Annotated in this window: 22 protein-coding genes; 13 read left to right on the top strand and 9 right to left on the bottom strand. The window is 62.4% G+C overall.

What is annotated here, in order from left to right; translation table 11 throughout:
- Positions 1-4: 4 nt before the first annotated feature.
- The 4 genes from AC3WWH_RS12410 to hslV form a co-directional block, all read right to left on the bottom strand.
- Positions 5-949, bottom strand: a complete 945-nt coding sequence (locus AC3WWH_RS12410; protein ID WP_093233504.1) for a DUF1402 family protein — start codon at positions 947-949, stop codon at positions 5-7.
- A 195-nt stretch (positions 950-1,144) separates the two neighbouring features.
- Positions 1,145-2,449, bottom strand: coding sequence for an ATP-dependent protease ATPase subunit HslU (gene hslU, locus AC3WWH_RS12405; RefSeq protein WP_057252071.1), 1,305 nt, complete (start codon positions 2,447-2,449; stop codon positions 1,145-1,147).
- Complete coding sequence (locus tag AC3WWH_RS12400; protein WP_058321588.1) at positions 2,446-2,970, bottom strand: GNAT family N-acetyltransferase; 525 nt, start codon at positions 2,968-2,970, stop codon at positions 2,446-2,448. The genes hslU and AC3WWH_RS12400 overlap by 4 nt, the downstream gene beginning before the upstream one ends.
- On the bottom strand, positions 2,960-3,517 hold the full coding sequence (gene hslV / locus AC3WWH_RS12395; RefSeq protein ID WP_057252069.1) for an ATP-dependent protease subunit HslV: 558 nt from the start codon (positions 3,515-3,517) through the stop codon (positions 2,960-2,962). The genes AC3WWH_RS12400 and hslV overlap by 11 nt, the downstream gene beginning before the upstream one ends.
- Before the next feature lie 295 nt (positions 3,518-3,812).
- Between hslV and hisB the strand changes: the two genes are divergently transcribed.
- From hisB to coaA, 7 genes are read left to right on the top strand one after another with little or no spacing between them, the layout of a single operon-like run.
- Positions 3,813-4,421, top strand: a complete 609-nt coding sequence (hisB, locus tag AC3WWH_RS12390) for an imidazoleglycerol-phosphate dehydratase HisB (protein ID WP_057252068.1) — start codon at positions 3,813-3,815, stop codon at positions 4,419-4,421.
- A 23-nt stretch (positions 4,422-4,444) separates the two neighbouring features.
- Positions 4,445-4,915 (top strand): DUF2628 domain-containing protein, encoded by a 471-nt coding sequence (locus AC3WWH_RS12385; RefSeq protein ID WP_057252067.1) that lies wholly within the window; start codon positions 4,445-4,447, stop codon positions 4,913-4,915.
- The gene (hisH, locus tag AC3WWH_RS12380; protein WP_058321589.1) at positions 4,915-5,565 is read left to right on the top strand and encodes an imidazole glycerol phosphate synthase subunit HisH; all 651 of its coding nucleotides are present in this window, start codon (positions 4,915-4,917) and stop codon (positions 5,563-5,565) included. Before AC3WWH_RS12385 ends, hisH begins: the two co-directional genes overlap by 1 nt.
- Positions 5,566-5,594: 29 nt before the next feature.
- Positions 5,595-6,332 (top strand): 1-(5-phosphoribosyl)-5-[(5-phosphoribosylamino)methylideneamino]imidazole-4-carboxamide isomerase, encoded by a 738-nt coding sequence (gene hisA, locus AC3WWH_RS12375; RefSeq protein ID WP_058321590.1) that lies wholly within the window; start codon positions 5,595-5,597, stop codon positions 6,330-6,332.
- Between the two features lie 2 nt (positions 6,333-6,334).
- Positions 6,335-7,111: an imidazole glycerol phosphate synthase subunit HisF gene (gene hisF / locus AC3WWH_RS12370; protein ID WP_058321591.1), complete on the top strand. Its 777-nt coding sequence runs from the start codon at positions 6,335-6,337 to the stop codon at positions 7,109-7,111.
- 15 nt (positions 7,112-7,126) lie between these two features.
- A complete protein-coding gene (locus tag AC3WWH_RS12365; protein ID WP_057252063.1) occupies positions 7,127-7,450 on the top strand; it encodes a phosphoribosyl-ATP diphosphatase in 324 nt (107 codons plus the stop codon).
- On the top strand, positions 7,447-8,439 hold the full coding sequence (gene coaA, locus AC3WWH_RS12360; protein ID WP_058321592.1) for a type I pantothenate kinase: 993 nt from the start codon (positions 7,447-7,449) through the stop codon (positions 8,437-8,439). Before AC3WWH_RS12365 ends, coaA begins: the two co-directional genes overlap by 4 nt.
- Before the next feature lie 16 nt (positions 8,440-8,455).
- Here coaA and AC3WWH_RS12355 read toward each other — a convergent pair whose 3' ends face one another.
- The 5 genes from AC3WWH_RS12355 to AC3WWH_RS12335 form a co-directional block, all read right to left on the bottom strand.
- Positions 8,456-9,067, bottom strand: coding sequence for an alpha-ketoglutarate-dependent dioxygenase AlkB (locus AC3WWH_RS12355; RefSeq protein WP_057252061.1), 612 nt, complete (start codon positions 9,065-9,067; stop codon positions 8,456-8,458).
- Between the two features lie 9 nt (positions 9,068-9,076).
- The gene (locus AC3WWH_RS12350) at positions 9,077-9,514 is read right to left on the bottom strand and encodes a hypothetical protein (protein ID WP_058321593.1); all 438 of its coding nucleotides are present in this window, start codon (positions 9,512-9,514) and stop codon (positions 9,077-9,079) included.
- Positions 9,515-9,516: 2 nt separating this feature from the next.
- Positions 9,517-9,990, bottom strand: coding sequence for a peptidoglycan-binding protein LysM (gene lysM, locus AC3WWH_RS12345; RefSeq protein WP_043616146.1), 474 nt, complete (start codon positions 9,988-9,990; stop codon positions 9,517-9,519).
- Positions 9,991-10,068: 78 nt separating this feature from the next.
- Complete coding sequence (gene arfB, locus AC3WWH_RS12340) at positions 10,069-10,503, bottom strand: alternative ribosome rescue aminoacyl-tRNA hydrolase ArfB (RefSeq protein WP_057252059.1); 435 nt, start codon at positions 10,501-10,503, stop codon at positions 10,069-10,071.
- A gap of 115 nt (positions 10,504-10,618) precedes the next feature.
- Positions 10,619-12,229: a phosphoenolpyruvate carboxykinase gene (locus tag AC3WWH_RS12335; RefSeq protein ID WP_058321784.1), complete on the bottom strand. Its 1,611-nt coding sequence runs from the start codon at positions 12,227-12,229 to the stop codon at positions 10,619-10,621.
- A gap of 324 nt (positions 12,230-12,553) precedes the next feature.
- On the opposite strand from AC3WWH_RS12335, the gene chvI reads away from it, so the two are divergent.
- The 6 genes from chvI to ahcY all read left to right on the top strand — a co-directional run bounded on the left by chvI (position 12,554) and on the right by ahcY (position 18,142).
- On the top strand, positions 12,554-13,279 hold the full coding sequence (chvI, locus tag AC3WWH_RS12330) for a two-component system response regulator ChvI (protein WP_057252058.1): 726 nt from the start codon (positions 12,554-12,556) through the stop codon (positions 13,277-13,279).
- Between the two features lie 266 nt (positions 13,280-13,545).
- Positions 13,546-15,276 (top strand): sensor histidine kinase, encoded by a 1,731-nt coding sequence (locus AC3WWH_RS12325; RefSeq protein ID WP_245296115.1) that lies wholly within the window; start codon positions 13,546-13,548, stop codon positions 15,274-15,276.
- Entirely contained in the window at positions 15,273-15,728 is a 456-nt protein-coding gene (locus AC3WWH_RS12320; RefSeq protein WP_058321595.1) for an HPr kinase/phosphorylase, read from the top strand. Before AC3WWH_RS12325 ends, AC3WWH_RS12320 begins: the two co-directional genes overlap by 4 nt.
- Before the next feature lie 156 nt (positions 15,729-15,884).
- The gene (locus AC3WWH_RS12315) at positions 15,885-16,286 is read left to right on the top strand and encodes a PTS sugar transporter subunit IIA (protein WP_057252055.1); all 402 of its coding nucleotides are present in this window, start codon (positions 15,885-15,887) and stop codon (positions 16,284-16,286) included.
- Positions 16,286-16,576 carry an HPr family phosphocarrier protein gene (locus AC3WWH_RS12310; protein ID WP_058321596.1) on the top strand — a complete coding sequence of 97 codons (291 nt, stop codon included), beginning with the start codon at positions 16,286-16,288 and terminating at the stop codon, positions 16,574-16,576. Before AC3WWH_RS12315 ends, AC3WWH_RS12310 begins: the two co-directional genes overlap by 1 nt.
- 165 nt (positions 16,577-16,741) lie before the next feature.
- On the top strand, positions 16,742-18,142 hold the full coding sequence (ahcY, locus tag AC3WWH_RS12305; RefSeq protein ID WP_057252127.1) for an adenosylhomocysteinase: 1,401 nt from the start codon (positions 16,742-16,744) through the stop codon (positions 18,140-18,142).
- Positions 18,143-18,442 lie beyond the last annotated feature (300 nt).

Below are 18,442 nucleotides of genomic sequence, written 5' to 3'. Positions count from 1 at the left end.
TGAATCACAACAGGCTTTCAAGCTCCGAAAGCTTGTCGTTGACGAGCCAGCCGTAATAATTCTCCTCCGGCCATTGCGCTTGTCCGCTCTGGATCTTGGCGGCAAGGGCAGCTGCGCGGCCGTCCGGATTGCCGACATTGTAGAGCGTCGCCGTGATGCCGGGATTGTCGGAAATGTCGAGGCCGGCGATCGACTTGTAGGCGTCGATCGAATGGCGGATCGAGGCCGCCATATAGGCGAGCGACACATCCGGATCCATGATCGCCTCATAGACTCCGGCGGCATTGTTCTCGTCGAGACGGTCATAGCCGGACGTCTTTGCGACGATGTCGGTCAGCATCAGCGCCGTCAGCGGGTTGATCTGGCCGAGGCCGAAGGTCTGGCCGGCAAAGAACGGCTGGAAGAAAACGGCGCTGAAGCGGTTGTTCGGGAAGGACTTGCCGCCAACCGACTTGCCGCGGAAGTCGTTGTCCCAGACCCGCTCGCGGCAGCTCCAGAGCGCATAGGCACCCTTCTTGGCGCCGCACTCGGAAAATTGCGGCCGGGCTACGAACTCGGCGACCGTTTCGCCATCATAGCCGAACTGGAAGCTGTTGCCGGCGTAAGCGGCCGCCTTGACGTAATAGGACTGCAGCCGGTCATAGGCGTCGACATTGTAGGTATGCTCGCCGACGATGGCGCCGACCATGTGGATCGGCGCGATGCCATAGGCGCGCGACACGGACTTGATCTTGCTGATCAGCTGTTTGTCGGTCGCCAGCAGATCCCGGACTTTCTCGAACTTGGCATCGAAGGAGGTGCGGCCGGCCTTGGTTCGGCGCACGGAAGCGCCGGGGATACCGGGCTGCTCGACGTTGCGGTTGCCCGGCGGAACGGCGGTCGCCGCGATTGTCTGGCTTGCGGTCAGGCAAAACGTGGCGATAGCGAGCATGCAGGCGGTAAAACGCACGATCTCTTCTTCCTGTGACTGGTGGAGGCTGCCTCGGTCGGCGGGGCGGCTCTTACGCCAAGATCATGTCGGAAAGATGCCCGGGCCACGATCAATTTCCGTGTCCGTGTTAGAAAAAATGCGGGCGCCTGTCGAGAGACAGGCGCCCGGTCTATTCTGGGTTGCGGGCGTTTGCGCGCCTCGACGACCGAAATGTCACAGGATGTAGCGCGACAGATCGGTGTTGGCAGCGAGATCGCCGACATGCTTGCGCACATACTCCGCGTCGATCGTCACCGCCTGTCCGGCGCTGTCGGGCGCATTGAACGAGATCTCGTCCAGTACGCGCTCCATCACCGTCTGCAGGCGGCGGGCGCCGATGTTCTCGACACTGGCATTCAGCTGCACCGCGACATCGGCGAGCGCATCGATCGCGTCGTCGGTGAAGTCGAGCTTCACCTCTTCCGTGTCCAAGAGCGCCTTGTACTGGCGGATGAGGCTCGCTTCGGTTTCCGTCAGGATCCGGCGGAAATCTTCCTTGGTGAGCGCACGGAGCTCAACGCGGATCGGCAGACGGCCCTGCAATTCCGGAAGCAGGTCCGAGGGCTTTGCCACATGGAAGGCGCCGGAAGCGATGAACAGGATGTGGTCGGTCTTGACCGGTCCATACTTCGTCGCAACCGTCGTGCCTTCAACGAGCGGCAACAGGTCGCGCTGCACGCCTTCGCGCGACACGCCGGCGCCCATGCCGCCCTCACGCGAGGCGATCTTGTCGATCTCGTCGAGAAAGACGATGCCGTCGTCTTCGGCCGCGCGCATTGCCTCGCGCTGGATCTGCTCGTTGTCGAGCAGTTTGTCCGACTCGTCGTTGATGAGCAGCTCATAGGAGGCCTTGACCGTCGTCTTGACCTTCTTGGTGCGGGCGCCCATCGCCTTGCCGAACATTTCCGAAAGGTTGAGCACACCGATATTGGCGCCCGGCATGCCCGGAATTTCGAAACCACCCGGCGCACCGGTCTCGGCGAGGTCGACCTCGATCTCCTTGTCGTCGAGTTCGTTGGCGCGCAGCTTCTTGCGGAACGAATCGCGCGTCGCCGGCGAGGCCGTGGCGCCGACCAGTGCATCGAGCACGCGCTCTTCGGCGTTCTGGTGCGCCTTGGCCTTGACTTCGGCGCGGCGTTTTTCGCGCACGAGGCCGATCCCGACCTCGACGAGGTCACGGATGATCTGCTCGACGTCGCGGCCGACATAGCCGACCTCGGTGAACTTGGTCGCCTCAACCTTGACGAAGGGCGCGCCGGCGAGCTTGGCCAGACGCCTGGAAATCTCGGTCTTGCCGACACCGGTCGGGCCGATCATCAGGATGTTCTTCGGCATGACCTCATCGCGCAGCTCGTCGCCGAGCTGCTGGCGGCGCCAACGGTTGCGTAGCGCAATGGCGACGGCGCGTTTAGCGTCGTTCTGGCCGATGATGAAACGGTCGAGTTCCGACACGATCTCTCTGGGTGAAAACGTACTCATGTAGTCCTCTCAAATTCGGTCCGCGTCAGTTCCATCAGGAGCGTGCGACCGGATACATCTATCCATTCTGCGTAGGGCACGAAGCCGGCCTTGGTGTAGGCGCTGACCGCCCGGCGGTTGCCCGCATCAGGGTCGATCACGATGCGGGACGCGCCGGCGGCAAAGAGCCGTTCGGCAAAAGCTCGGAGCGCCAGCGAGGCGACACCCCTGCCCGTCAATTCCGCGGGGCCGACGAAGATATCGATACCGGGCACATCGGCCGGCAGATCCTTCGCCCAGGGCTCCTCGTCCGGGTACTGAAAAGGCATCCAGGACTGGATGTAGCCAGCCGGCTCGCCGGCCACGTGGAAGATGAAGCCCTCCACCTCTCCGGTCGCGCAGCCTTCGCGGATCAGTTCCACTTCCTTGTCCGGATCGCCCCACCATTGCCGCACATGCGGTTCACTCAGCCAGGCATGCAGCAGCGGCAGATGGTCATCAACCACCGGCGCGAAGCTGACATGCTTGGGCTCATTCGGCATCCAACGTCTCCACCACGATATTGTGGTTGGTATAGACGCAGATGTCCCCGGCGATCTGCAGCGCCCGCCGGGCGATATCCTCGGCCGACTTGTCGCTGTCCATCAGGGCGCGCGCTGCGGCAAAGGCGTAGTTGCCGCCGGAGCCGATGGCGATGGTGCCGTGTTCCGGCTCAAGTACGTCGCCATTGCCGGTGATCGCCAGGGTTATCGACTTGTCGGCGACCAGCATCATCGCTTCGAGATTGCGCAGATACTTGTTGGTGCGCCAGTCCTTGGCAAGTTCGACCGCCGCGCGCATCAGCTGGTCGGGGTACTGTTCAAGCTTGGCCTCGAGCCTTTCGAGCAGCGTGAAGGCGTCGGCGGTCGCGCCGGCAAAGCCGGCGATCACGTCGCCCTTCGCGAGACGCCGCACCTTGCGCGCATTGCTCTTCATCACGGTCTGGCCGAGGCTCACCTGGCCGTCGCCGGCCATCACCACCTTGCCATCCTTGCGTACCGTGATGATGGTCGTCGCATGCATCGTTCCGTAGGGATTGTGTTCACTCATGAAGATACCTGTCGGCCCCTGATACTTGGGGGCGTTTACTTGGGGCGTTGCGGCTCGTGACACGAGCCTGGTTGCTTGAGGCCTATGTAAGTACGGCAGACACATTTGCAAATGGCAACCGCCCGAGGGTGCAATCTTCGTTCAGGGCCCGGTGTCGGATGATTCGAATCAACGCTCAAGTTCTGGATATTTCAGCATTTGCCTGATAAGGAGCGGCCGAGATCGCAAGCGAGCGCGAGATGAGGAAACCGCACAGACTTTCCTCCCCCCGCACTGGCGCATACAGGAGAGCCCGATGGCAGAAGCCACGTCCAGCCGCACCGCACAGGTTTCGCGTAAAACCAACGAGACCGCGGTGTCCGTATCGGTCAACATCGACGGCACCGGCGTTTCGAAGATTTCGACCGGTGTCGGCTTCTTCGACCATATGCTGGACCAGCTCGCCCGCCATTCGCTCATCGACATGGAGATCAAGACCGACGGCGACCTGCATGTCGACGACCACCATACGGTCGAGGACACCGGCATTGCCATCGGCCAGGCGCTCGCCAAGGCGCTCGGCGACCGGCGCGGCATCGCCCGTTACGCCTCGCTCGACCTTGCCATGGACGAGACGATGACCCGCGCGGCAGTGGACGTTTCCGGCCGGCCGTTCCTCGTCTGGAACGTTGCCTTCAGCGCGCCGAAGATCGGCACCTTCGACACGGAACTCGTGCGTGAGTTCTTCCAGGCGCTCGCCCAGCATGCCGGGATCACGCTGCATATCCAGAACATCTACGGCGCCAACAACCATCATATCGCCGAGACCTGCTTCAAGTCCGTCGCCCGCGTGCTCCGCACCGCAACCGAAATCGACCCGCGCCAGGCCGGCCGCGTTCCCTCGACCAAGGGGACCCTTGCCTAAGCGGCCAGTCACTGGCTGAACCCATGGCTTCTTACCTGATCCTCACCCCGCCGGGTGCGCGCGCCGACGACGAGCGAACACGCTTCGTTGCCGACGGCTTCTCCTGGGGCGCCTTTCTCTTCCCGGCGCTCTGGCTTCTCTTCAAGCGGCAATGGGCAATCGGAATCGCAGTTGCTGTTCTGCAGATTTCGTTAATCTCCCTGTCGAGTCTCGCAGGCGGTTTCCTTGCATCGGTGCTGGTGCAGCTCGCGCTGCGGCTGCTCGTCGCGCTGGAAGGGCCAGTTCTGGTGGCACGCAGCCTGACGGCTCGTGACTGGACGCTTCGTTCCATCGTGCCGGCACCCAATCTGGAGACGGCGGAAGAGATCTATTTCACGAGCGTGGCACCGGGCGAGACAAAGCCCGCCACCCCTTCCCCGGCCGATTGGACCGCGCGCAAGCCCTCAAACGGCGGACCCGGCCTCGGCCTTTTTGATTCCTACGGAGAACGCTGATGCGCGTCGCCATCATCGACTACGGCTCGGGCAACCTGCGCTCAGCCACCAAGGCCTTCGAACGGGCCGCTCGCGAAGCCGGCATTTCAGCCGAGATCGACCTCACCGACAAGCCGGAGCGGGTGGCGAGCGCCGACCGCATCGTGCTTCCGGGTGTCGGTGCCTATGCCGACTGCCGCCGTGGCCTTGCCGCCGTCGACGGCATGGAGCAGGCGCTGACCGAAGCGGTGGAACAGGCCGCCCGGCCGTTCCTCGGCATCTGCGTCGGCATGCAGCTGATGTCGTCGCGCGGGCTCGAAAAGACCATCACCCACGGCTTCGGCTGGATCCCCGGCGATGTCGTCGAGATGACGCCCACTGATACCGCACTGAAGATCCCGCAGATCGGCTGGAACACGCTCACGCTCAAGCGCGAACATCCGCTGTTTGACGGCATCCGGGTTGGCGAAGGCGGCCTGCACGCCTATTTCGTGCATTCGTACCATCTGGCCGCCGAGAACGCCGGCGACGTTGTCGCCGAAGCGGATTACGGCGGTCCGGTCACCGCCTTCGTCGCCAACGGCAACAAGGCCGGCTCGCAGTTCCACCCGGAAAAGAGCCAGGCCCTCGGCCTTGCCCTCATCTCGAATTTCCTGCGCTGGAAGCCCTGAGCTTTCGCCTCTCTCGATTGGACAGACCCATGATCCTATTTCCCGCGATCGACCTGAAAGACGGGCAATGCGTACGCCTGAAGCTCGGCGACATGGACCAGGCGACGGTTTACAACCCCGACCCGGCGGCCCAGGCCCGCGCCTTTGAAGAACAGGGCTTCGAATGGCTGCACGTGGTCGACCTCAACGGCGCCTTTGCCGGCGAGACGGTCAACGGCGCGGCCGTCGACGCCATCCTCAAGGCGACCCGTAACCCGGTGCAGCTCGGCGGCGGCATCCGCACGCTTGACCATATCGAAAACTGGCTGTCGCGCGGCCTTGCCCGCGTCATCCTCGGCACGGTCGCTGTGCGCGATCCGGCACTCGTCATAGAAGCCTGCCGCAAGTTCCCCGGCAAGGTCGCCGTCGGCATCGACGCCAAGGGCGGCAAGGTCGCCGTCGAGGGCTGGGCCGAGGCCTCCGAGCTCGGCGTGATCGAGCTTGCCAAGAAGTTCGAGGGCGCCGGCGTTTCGGCGATCATCTATACCGATATCGACCGCGACGGCATCCTGACCGGCATCAACTGGCCCTCGACGCTGGAGCTGGCGGATGCGGTTTCCATTCCGGTCATCGCGTCAGGCGGTCTTGCCTCGATGGACGACATCCGCCGCATGGTTGCCCCGGACGCACACAAACTCGAAGGTGCCATCTCCGGCCGCGCGCTCTATGACGGCCGCATCGACCCGCAGGAAGCGCTGGATCTGATCCGCGCCGCGAGAAAGGCCTGACCATGTCCCTCAAAGCCCGCGTTATCCCCTGCCTCGACGTCAAGGACGGTCGTGTGGTCAAGGGTGTCAACTTCGTCGACCTGATCGACGCCGGCGACCCGGTTGAGGCGGCCCGCGCCTATGATGCCGCCGGCGCCGACGAACTCTGCTTCCTCGACATCACCGCCTCGTCGGACAATCGCGAGACGATCTTCGACGTCATCGCCCGCACCGCCGAACAGTGCTTCATGCCGCTGACCGTCGGCGGTGGCGTGCGCCAGGTCTCCGACATCCGCAAGCTGCTGCTTGCCGGCGCCGACAAGGTGTCGATCAATACCGCTGCCGTGAAGAACCCGGACTTCGTTGCGGAAGCCGCCGACAAGTTCGGCAACCAGTGCATCGTCGTCGCCATCGACGCCAAGAAGGTGTCGACGGACGGCGAAGCGGACCGCTGGGAGATCTTCACCCATGGCGGACGCCAGCCGACCGGCATCGACGCGATCGAGTTTGCCCGCCGCGTCGTCGACCTCGGCGCCGGCGAGATCCTTTTGACCTCGATGGATCGCGACGGAACGAAGAGCGGCTACGACATCGCGCTCACCCGTGCCGTGGCCGATGCGGTGCGTGCCCCAGTCATCGCGTCCGGCGGCGTCGGAAACCTCGACCACATGGTTGCCGGCATCCGCGACGGTCATGCGACCGCCGTGCTCGCCGCCTCTATCTTCCACTTCGGCACCTATAGCATTGGCGAAACCAAGCGCTATATGGCGGAGCATGGCATCGCCATGCGCCTCGACTGAGCTTCAGGATCTTCCATGGCTGACTTCACACTTTCCGATCTCGAGGCCATCGTCGCGACACGCGCGAAGGCGGCGCCGGACGAATCCTGGACGGCAAAGCTGGTCGCGAGCGGCCAGCCGAAGGCGGCCAAGAAACTCGGGGAAGAGGCGGTCGAGACGGTGATCGCGGCCGTCAGCAACGACCGCGCGAATCTCGTCGCCGAAAGCGCCGATCTCATCTATCATCTGATGGTCGTATTGAAGATCGCCGACGTTCCGTTGCAGGATGTGCTGAACGAGCTCGCGCGGCGAACCAACCAATCTGGCCTGCAGGAAAAGGCAAATCGGCAGACCCCATGACGATAGCGGCCAAAGACATCGAAGCGGCGGACCTGCCGGACAATCTGCAGCAGCGGGACTATTCCCCCTATCATTTCTTCACCGCCGAGGAATGGTCGCGCTTTCGCGCCGATACGCCGCTGACGCTGACGGCCGACGAAGTGCAGCGGCTGCGCTCGCTGAACGACCCCGTCGATCTCGGTGAAGTCCGGCAGATCTACCTGTCGCTATCGCGCCTGCTTTCGACCCATGTGGAATCGTCGCAGATGCTCTTCGAGCAGCGCAAGCGCTTCCTCAGCATGTCCGAAACGAAGACGCCCTTCGTCATCGGCATTGCCGGATCGGTCGCCGTCGGCAAATCGACCACGGCCCGTATCCTTGCGCAGCTCCTGTCGCGCTGGCCATCAAGCCCGAAGGTCGATCTGGTGACGACCGACGGCTTTCTCTACCCGAACGCCGTGCTCCAGCGCGAAAACATGATGGATCGCAAGGGCTTTCCGGAAAGCTACGACGTGGGCGCGCTCCTGCGCTTCCTGTCAGCGATCAAGGCGGGCCAACCGAACGTCAAGGCGCCGAGCTACTCGCACCTGACCTATGACGTGCTGCCGGACCAGTTCACCGTCATCGACCGCCCGGATATCCTGATCTTCGAGGGCATCAACGTGCTGCAGTCGCGCAACCTACCGGCCGACGGCAAGATCGTGCCGATGGTCTCGGATTTCTTCGACTTCTCGATCTATATCGATGCCGAGGAGAGCCTGATCCATAGCTGGTACGTCAACCGCTTCATGCGGTTGCGCGAAACCGCCTTCAAGAACCCGGAATCCTACTTCCATCGTTATGCCACGATCAGCGAGGATGCGGCGCGCGCCATCGCCGAGGGCCTGTGGCACAACATCAACCTGAAGAACCTGCACCAGAACATCCTGCCGACGCGCCCGCGCGCCGACCTGATCCTGCAAAAGGGCCCGAACCACCTGACGGAAAAGGTGGCGCTCAGAAAACTCTGAGCGCTCGATAAGCCCGTCATGGATTGACGCGACGCAGCGTCAGGTTGACCCGACCACCGTTCTTCAGCAGCGTCGACGTGTTCGGATAGATCCGGTCGACGCCATGGAACGCGAGCCGCCCTTCTCCACCGAGCACGACGACATCGCCGCTTTCGAGCCGGAAGGACATGGTCTGTCCCCCGCGCTGATTGCTGCCGACGCGGAAAAGGCAGCTGTCGCCGAGCGAGATCGAGACGACGGCCGTTTCCAGATCACGCTCGTCGCGATCCTGGTGCAGACCCATGCGGGCCTCCTCGGAATAGAAGTTCACAAGACAGGCTTCCGGCATCTTTTGGCTGGCGGAAACCGCCTGCCAGATCTCGAGCACTATGTCCGGCATCGGCGGCCAGCGCCGGCCGGTCACCGGATGCTGAGCCTGGTAACGATAGCCGCGATCGCGATCCGTGACCCAGCCGAGCAAGCCGCAATTGGTCATGCGAACCGACATGGGTTTTCCGGTCTTCGGCATTTCCGGCACGAAGAGCGGTGCTTCGGCAACGACACGACGAATCGCTTCGACGAGTTGTTCCTGCCGGGTGCGATCGAGATAGCCCGGGATATGTCTGATCCCTTTCGGGAGCACCTGCATTGGAAGCCCCTATTGCTCCAGGCCGAGAAGTGCTGCCGGCACGCCGTAGCGAAGCGGCCAGCCGGCATAGGCGACATCCGTCGGCCCGACCACGTGATCGACGAGGTTCCAGCGGCTATTCTGGAAGCTGACCAGTGCAAACACCGTCAGACCATCCATCATGTCAGCCTCGTCACGCAACCCGGTTTGCGCAAGGTCGATAGTGCCGCCACCGGGACGTTGCGGCTCGACCTGCAGGAAGGCCCAGTTGGGTGCTGCACGTATCGTCGTGACGACGAACTCGACCGGACCGCGCATTTCGGCCTCCACCGCCGGACGGATCGCGTCGAGGATGGCGGCACGCTCAGTACTGCCCTTGGCCGGTTCACGGAACGGTTGCGCCAGACAAGCGCCGGCAAGCCAAAGGCTCGCCAGCGTCGCGATTGCAAGAGGACGCGTGAACGACACGCTCAAGCGGCGTCCAGATCCGGAATGCGCAGAACCTGGCCGGGGTAGATTTTGTCCGGATGCGTCAGCATCGGCTTGTTGGCTTCGAAAATGACGGTGTGCTTGGCACCCTTGCCCTTGCCGTACTGTGCCTCGGCGATCTTCCAGAGGTTGTCGCCCTTTTTGACCGTATAGAAGACCGGCGCCTTGGCGGGTGCCGGTGCAGCACCAGCATCGGCAACCTTGAGCTCCGAGGCTTCAACCGCCGAGACGCCGAGCGTGTTGCCGACGGCGACCACGGCCTTTTCGAAGACGCTCTGGTCCTTCACGACACCCTTCAGCACGACCTTGTCACCGGCCACTTCGACCTGCACGTCCTTTGTGCCGAGATCGTGGGATGCAAGTTCCTTCTGAACGCTTTCGGCATCCGGGGCGTCATCGTCGCCGCCGATGCCAAGCTTCTTGCCGGCGTTCTTGATAAAGCTGAAAAGACCCATGAATATCTCCTTTTGCGAAAACACTGCTCGGTAAGAGAGGGCGCCGCCTGCCAAAGGCAAGGAGCGGCAAAAAAGAAATCAGTCGCCGGCCGGCCGCCCCCGAAGCTTCTTGATCTCGCCGCGCCCGGACTTCTCCTTGAGACGGCGCTCGACGGAGCCGCGGGTCGGTTTCGTCTTCTTGCGTGGCGGTGGTGGCGGCTCCGCGGCCTTGAGAATCAGTTCCTTCAGTCGCTCGCGCGCATCTTCGCGGTTGCGCTCCTGGCTGCGAAACCGGCTGGCCTCGATCATCAGCACGCCCTCTTTCGAGGCACGACGCCCAGCAATCTTCAGGGCGTTGGCCTTGATGCGATCGGAAAGCGCCGGAGAGGCCAGCACGTTGAAGAACAGCTGAACGGCGGTCGACACCTTGTTGACGTTTTGCCCACCCGGCCCGCCGGCCAGCACGAATTGCTCCGTCAGCTCCCAGCCGGCAATCATTATGTTGTCGTTTATGTAGAGCGGATCGCTAGCCATGGTTCACCTCGCCCCGATCTATGGCACAGAGCGAACCTCTTGAAAACATTCGCCACGAAAACGAAAAACCCGGCCGTGGGAGGCCGGGTTTCACGTGAATCATAGCTGACGATATTTATTCGGCGGCAAGCTTGGTGCCGGGAGCCGCATCGCGAACGCTGCCATCAACATGTTCTTCGAACTTGGCGAAGTTGGCGATGAACATATCGACGAGGCGGCGCGCCTGCGCGTCATAGGCCGCACCATCGGCCCAGGTCGAGCGCGGATCGAGGATGCCGTCGTCGACGCCGGGGACCGAGACCGGAACGGCGAAGCCGAAGTTGGCGTCGGTGCGCAGTTCAGCGGCGTTCAGCGAGCCGTCGAGTGCTGCGGCGAGCAGAGCGCGGGTCACCTTGATCGGCATGCGGCTGCCGGTGCCGTAGGCGCCGCCGGTCCAGCCGGTGTTGACCAGCCAGCAGGTGACGCCGTTCTTGGCGATCAGGTCCTTCAGGAGATTGCCGTATTCCGACGGATGCCGCGGCATGAACGGCGCGCCGAAGCAAGTCGAGAAGGTGGCTTCCGGCTCGGTGACGCCCTTTTCCGTACCGGCAACCTTGGCCGTGTAGCCGGAGAGGAAGTGGTACATCGCCTGTTCCGGCGTCAGCTTGGCGATCGGTGGCATCACGCCGAAGGCATCGGCCGTCAGCATGATGATCGTGCGCGGCTGCGGCGCGGTGCCGGTGGCGCTGGCGTTCGGGATGAAGTCGAGCGGATAGGCGCAGCGGGTGTTTTCCGTCAGCGAACCATCGTCGAAATCCGGAACGCGGCGCTCATCGAGAACGACGTTTTCCATGACCGTGCCGAAGCGGCGGGTCGTCGCGTAGATTTCCGGCTCGGCAGCTTCCGACAGGCGGATCGCCTTGGCATAGCAGCCGCCTTCGAAGTTGAAGACGCCGTGCTCGCCCCAGCCGTGCTCGTCGTCGCCGATCAGCGTGCGGGTCGGGTCGGCCGAAAGCGTCGTCTTGCCGGTGCCGGAGAGACCGAAGAAGATCGCCGTATCACCGGCCGGGCCGACATTGGCCGAGCAATGCATCGGCATCACGCCCTTCTTGGGCAGCAGGTAGTTGAGAACCGTGAAGACCGACTTCTTCATTTCGCCTGCATAGGACGTGCCGCCGATGAGGATCAGACCGTTGGTGAAGTCGCAGGCAATCACCGTCTCCGTGCGGCAGCCGTAGCGCTCCGGGTCAGCTTTGAAGCTCGGCAGATCGATGATCGTCAGCTTCGGCAGGAAGGAGCCGAGTGCCTCGCGGGCCGGACGAATCAGTAGATTGCGGATGAACAGCGAGTGCCAGGCATATTCGGTGACAACGCGGGTCGGAAGAGCGTTGTCGGCATCGGCGCCGCCAACTAAATCCTGCACATAAAGCGACATGCCCTTGGCGTGATCGAGCATGTCCTTTCGCAGCAGGGCGAAATGCTCCGGAGACATCGGCTTGTTGTTGTCCCACCAGATCTGGTCGTCGGTGTTCGCATCGCGAACCACGAACTTGTCCTTCGGCGAACGACCGGTGTGCTGGCCGGTACGGGCAACAAGCGCCCCGTGTGCCGTCAGTTCAGCCTCGCCGCGGCGAAGAGCTTCCTCATAAAGCTCTGCGGCTTCGAGGTTGTACCGAACCGTTTCCAGGTCGGTAAAGCCGAGTTTTTCCAAGCCGTTCGCGAGATTGCGAGTGCCGAGTTGCTCCATGGTCAAGCTTCCTTCGTGTTTGGCCATTGGCGTTGAATTTCGCCGGACCATACTTGCATGCTCGCTCAAAAACAAGGCGGCGTCAAAAAAAGAATAATGATTTCAGTATATTAATCGATTTAAAGAAAATTATCGTTTTTTTAATCGGTTGAATTCGGCCTGCCGAACACCGATCTGACAGGACCTATCCTATCGTTACGACAGGTACTTTTTGGGCTTCGCCACAATTTGTTCCACCTTTATACTCACTAACGCACCCGTGACTCGCGAATGCCGGAGTTTTCGGGGACGAGACCGGCACCTCAAAAGACGGAGTTGAACACGATGCAGACCATCGCGCTTGTCGATGATGACCGGAATATTCTGACGTCCGTATCCATCGCCCTGGAGGCAGAAGGCTACAAGGTCGAGACCTATACCGACGGTGCTTCCGCGCTTGAGGGCCTGCTCGCCCGGCCGCCGCAGCTTGCGATCTTCGACATCAAGATGCCGCGCATGGACGGCATGGAATTGCTGCGCCGCCTGCGACAGAAGTCCGACCTGCCGGTGATCTTCCTCACCTCCAAGGATGAAGAGATCGATGAACTCTTCGGCCTGAAGATGGGTGCCGACGACTTCATCACCAAGCCCTTCTCGCAGCGCCTGCTGGTCGAACGCGTCAAGGCGATCCTGCGTCGCGCCGCAAACCGCGAAGCGGCTGCCGCCAACCCGACGAATCCCGCCAAGGCCTCCGACACGCCGTCGCGCTCGCTCGAGCGCGGGCAACTGGTGATGGACCAGGAGCGCCACACCTGCACCTGGAAGAGCGAGCCGGTAACGCTGACGGTGACCGAATTCCTCATCCTCCATTCGCTGGCGCAGCGCCCGGGCGTGGTGAAGAGCCGCGACGCGCTGATGGACGCCGCCTATGACGAGCAGGTCTATGTCGACGACCGCACCATCGACAGCCACATCAAGCGGCTGCGCAAGAAGTTCAAGATGGTCGACAACGACTTCGACATGATCGAGACCCTCTACGGTGTCGGCTATCGTTTCCGCGAGACAGCCTGAGCCGCGGGACTTGCCATCGCGCCGATTGTGGCGCATTCAGAAACGGCGCGACGGGAGCACGGCCAAGGCTGCCTTTGAAACCCCGCCGCGCCATCGGACCTCTGGGCCGGAACCACACAAAGTGAACGACGGCGTCGCGCCCGGCACTCGGGCCGTGTCAGCGTTGCAATCGAGAGAACGTGACGGAAGTCCGCGCGGGAGCGGGACATTTGGTAGAAGTCTTGCAGGGCGACATCGAAGACAGTGACGGACGTGCGCAGGCACATATGGGCCAGCGCCGCTGGGCACATCCTTTCACGCTGATTCGCCGCCTGTTCGGCAATGCCGTCTTCTCGAGCCTCACCCGCCGCATCGTCTTCTTCAACCTGGTGGCACTCGTCGTCCTCGTCGGCGGCATCATGTATCTCAACCAGTTCCGCGAGGGGCTGATCGACGCCCGCGTCGAAAGCCTGCTGACCCAGGGCGAAATCATCGCCGGCGCCATCTCAGCTTCCGCCTCGGTCGATACCAACTCGATCACCATCGATCCCGAAAAGCTGCTCGAACTGCAGGCCGGCCAGAGCATTACGCCGCTGCCCAGCGACGAGGATCTCGATTTCCCGATCATCCAGGAACGTGTTGCGCCGGTTCTCAGGCGGCTGATTTCGCCGACGCGCACCCGCGCCCGCCTCTTCGATGCCGATGCCGACCTGCTGCTCGATTCCCGACACCTTTATAGCGGCGGCCAGGTGCTGCGCTTCGACCTGCCGCCGATCGAGCCGGAATCGACGGGCATCGGCGGAAAGCTCAACAGCTGGCTGAACAAGCTGCTGCAGCCCGGCAATCTACCACTCTACAAGGAACCGCCGGGTGGCAACGGCTCGATCTATCCTGAGGTCACCAACGCGCTGACCGGCGTGCGCGGCTATGTCGAACGCGTCACCGAGAAGGGCGAGCTCATCGTTTCAGTGGCCGTTCCCGTCCAGCGGTTCCGCGCCGTGCTCGGCGTTCTCTTGCTTTCGACGCAAGCCGGCGACATCGACAAGATCGTCCAGGCCGAGCGCCTCGCCATCATCCGCGTCTTCGGCGTGGCTGCCCTCGTCAACATCATCCTGTCGCTGCTTCTCTCCTCGACCATCGCCAACCCGCTTCGAAGGCTCGCAGCGGCGGCAGTCCGCGTGCGGCGCGGCGGTGCCAAGGAGCGCGAGGAGATCCCGGATTTCTCCTCTCGCCAGGACGAGATCGGCAACCTGTCCGTCGCGCTCCGGGAAATGACGACCGCGCTCTACGATCGGATCGCGGCGATCGAGAATTTCGCGGCCGATGTCAGTCACGAGCTGAAAAACCCCCTCACCTCGCTGCGCAGCGCCGTCGAGACCCTGCCGCTTGCGCGGACCGACGAATCGAAGAAGCGCTTGATGGACGTCATCCAGCATGACGTCCGCCGCCTCGATCGCCTGATCAGCGATATTTCGGACGCCTCGCGCCTCGACGCGGAACTTGCCCGCAGCGATGCCAGGATCATCGACCTCGAAAGACTTCTGGGCGACCTCGTCGATATTTCGCGCCAGGTCCGCAGCAAGAAGAAGACGGTGCTGCTCGATTTCGTCATCGACCGCAAGGACAGTCCCAAGGCCCGCTTCGCCGTCAACGGCCACGACCTGCGCATCGGCCAGATTATCACCAACCTGATCGAGAACGCCCGGTCCTTCGTTCCCGAAGACAGCGGGCGGATCGTCGTGCGCCTCACACGGTCGCGATCGCGCTGCCTCGTCTATGTCGAGGACAACGGCCCCGGCATCCAGGCGGAAGACATCGACCGCATTTTCGAACGCTTCTACACCGATCGGCCGGAAGGAGAGGATTTCGGCCAGAACTCCGGCCTCGGCCTGTCGATTTCCAGGCAGATCGCCGAAGCCCACGGCGGTACGCTGAAGGCGGAAAACATCGTCGCGCAGGACGGCCACGTCAGCGGCGCGCGCTTCATCCTGTCGCTACCCGCCGAGCCGCACGCGTGACGACGGGCGCCAATGTCCACGGCACTGCCATCGTGCTCGGGACGCGCGGCTTCCTGATCACGGGCCCTTCCGGCATCGGCAAATCCAGGCTGGCGCTTGCATGCATCACGGCCGCACGACAGGCCGGGCACTTCGCGGCACTCGTCGCCGACGATCGGGTGGATCTGAGCCTGGAACACGACAGGATCGTCGCCCGCTGTCCGCCCTCCATTCACGGCCTGATCGAAATACGCGGCGCCGGCATCGGCAAGATCGAAACCGTGCCTGCCGCGGTGATGGACTGGGCCATGCTGCCCGTGAGTGCGCCTTTCGACCCGCGGTTACCGCTGGAAGACGAGACGTTGCCCCTACCATTCGGGCGAGTACTCCCGATTGTTCGCGTTCCCGTTGAAGAGGGGGCGTATGTTCTCAATATTTTGCAGGCGCTCATCGCTGAAAAAATGGGATCCTAGCCCGATTTACCGTCAGCGAGGCTGGTTTTTCAGCATTTTTGGCTTGCACTTCCCCTTTTCCTTGCCAAGATGGCCGCCCCAACAGGTGGACGAAATTGCTGCATTGCGATATCTGGCCATCAGTGAATTGCGCGTGCAGTTGGAGCGAAGATACCCATGATCGGACTTGTGCTTGTCACACATGGCAAGCTGGCTGAGGAATTTCGACTTGCACTCGAGCATGTCGTCGGTCCGCAAAAAGCTATAGAGACCGTCTGCATCGGTCCCGAGGACGACATGGACCAGCGTCGGCAGGATATCCTCGACGCGGTCACCAAGGTCGACGAGGGCCACGGCGTCATCATCCTGACCGACATGTTCGGCGGAACGCCCTCCAACCTCGCCATCTCGGTCATGCGCAGCGGCTCGGTCGAAGTGATTGCCGGCGTCAACCTGCCGATGCTGATCAAACTCGCCGGCGTGCGCGGTGAGAGCGACATGGACAAGGCGCTGGTCGAGGCCTCGGAAGCCGGACGGAAATACATCAACGTCGCCAGCCGCGTCCTGAGTGGTAAGTAATGGATCATCGCCCCGACATGTTGCTGACGCGCGAACTGCTGATCATCAACAAGCGAGGCCTGCACGCGCGGGCATCTGCGAAGTTCGTACAGACGGTCGAGGCCTATGAAGCCGAGATTACCGTGTCGAAGGACGGCATGACGGTCGGCGGAACGTCCATTATGGGCCTGATGATGCTGGCTGCCAGCACCGGCTGCAGCGTATGCGTGACCGCGAGCGGCGCGCAGGCCGAAGAGGCGTTGAACGCGCTTGATGCGCTGGTCGCCGACAAGTTCGGCGAAGAAATGTGACGGACAATATAAAGATATAAAGACTTCTTTATATCGATATTGCCCTCTCCCCTGATTCCTGATAGATCGGTCGCACTCTCACCGTGTCGGTAGGCGCGGGAGGCATAATCGCGCCGCAGTTCGGTTGAAGCCATGCGGCTTGAAGAGATCAGCCCGGAGAATTCCATGACCACCACTCAGGACTATATCGTCGCCGACATCGGTCTCGCCGATTTCGGGCGCAAGGAAATTGCGATCGCCGAAACGGAAATGCCGGGCCTGATGGCCTGCCGTGAAGAGTTCGGCGCTGCGAAGCCGCTGAAGGGCGCGCGCATCACCGGCTCGCTGCACATGACCATCCAGACCGCCGTCCTGATCGAGACGCTGGTTGCCCTCGGCGCCGACGTGCGCTGGGCCTCGTGCAACATCTTCTCGACCCAGGATCACGCTGCCGCTGCCATCGCCGCAAGCGGCGTTCCGGTCTTCGCCGTCAAGGGCGAAACGCTCGAAGAATACTGGACCTACACGGACAAGATCTTCCAGTGGGCCGATGGCGGCGTCTCGAACATGATCCTCGACGATGGTGGCGACGCCACCATGTACATCCTGCTCGGCGCCCGCGCCGAAGCCGGTGAAGACGTACTCTCCAACCCGGGCTCCGAAGAAGAAGAGATCCTCGTCGCACAGATCAAGAAGCGCCTCCAGGCTTCGCCGGGCTGGTTCACCAAGCAGCGCGACGCCATCAAGGGCGTGACCGAAGAAACCACCACCGGCGTCAACCGCCTGTACCAGCTTCAGGCCAAGGGCCTGCTGCCCTTCCCGGCGATCAACGTCAACGATTCGGTCACCAAGTCGAAGTTCGACAACAAGTACGGCTGCAAGGAATCGCTCGTTGACGGCATCCGCCGCGGCACCGACGTGATGATGGCCGGCAAGGTCGCCGTCGTCTGCGGTTACGGCGATGTCGGCAAGGGCTCGGCAGCTTCGCTTTCCGGCGCCGGCGCCCGCGTCAAGGTCACCGAAATCGACCCGATCTGCGCGCTCCAGGCGGCGATGGACGGTTTCGAAGTCGTTCAACTCGAAGACGTCGTCTCGTCGGCCGACATCTTCATCACGACGACCGGCAACAAGGACGTCATCCGCATGGACCACATGCGCGAGATGAAGGACATGGCGATCGTCGGCAACATCGGCCACTTCGACAACGAAATTCAGGTCTCCGCACTGCGTAACCTGAAGTGGACAAACATCAAGCCGCAGGTCGACATGATCGAGTTCCCGAAGGGCAACCGCATGATCCTGCTCTCGGAAGGCCGCCTGCTGAACCTCGGCAACGCCACCGGCCACCCGTCCTTCGTGATGTCGGCTTCGTTCTCCAACCAGGTCCTGGCGCAGATCGAGCTCTTCACCAAGGGTGAGAAGTACAAGAACGAAGTCTACGTCCTGCCGAAGGCGCTCGACGAGAAGGTCGCTCGCCTGCACCTGAAGAAGCTCGGCGCTAAGCTCTCCGAACTTTCCGAAGAGCAGGCCGACTACATCGGCGTGAAGACGCAGGGCCCGTTCAAGGCTGAGCACTACCGGTACTAATCCTTACCCGGGCAATCCACAACATCTTGTGGCCGCGTTCTTGACAAGAGAGCGCGGCCGCTTTTTTGGGCCTCTCCCTTCCCGACGATTCGACTAGGAAGTATGCTCTAACCCATTGATTCGTGATGTCGGTGCGGACCTTGGACATCGCGGATGGGATGTCTTGTCGATAAGCGGCAAACAGACGGAGACAGACCGGGGATGCAATCGGAACTGACGCAGGCCCTTGACCAGGGCCTCGATGGAACTGTGCAAGGCGCAACAAGGCCGGCAGCACCCTTCGGACAGACGGGGATGGCA

The organism is Ensifer sp. EB106-03-01-XG145 (genome assembly GCF_058792075.1).
The sequence above is the reverse complement of the archived record's forward strand: the minus strand, read 5'-3'. Positions and strand labels throughout refer to the sequence as shown.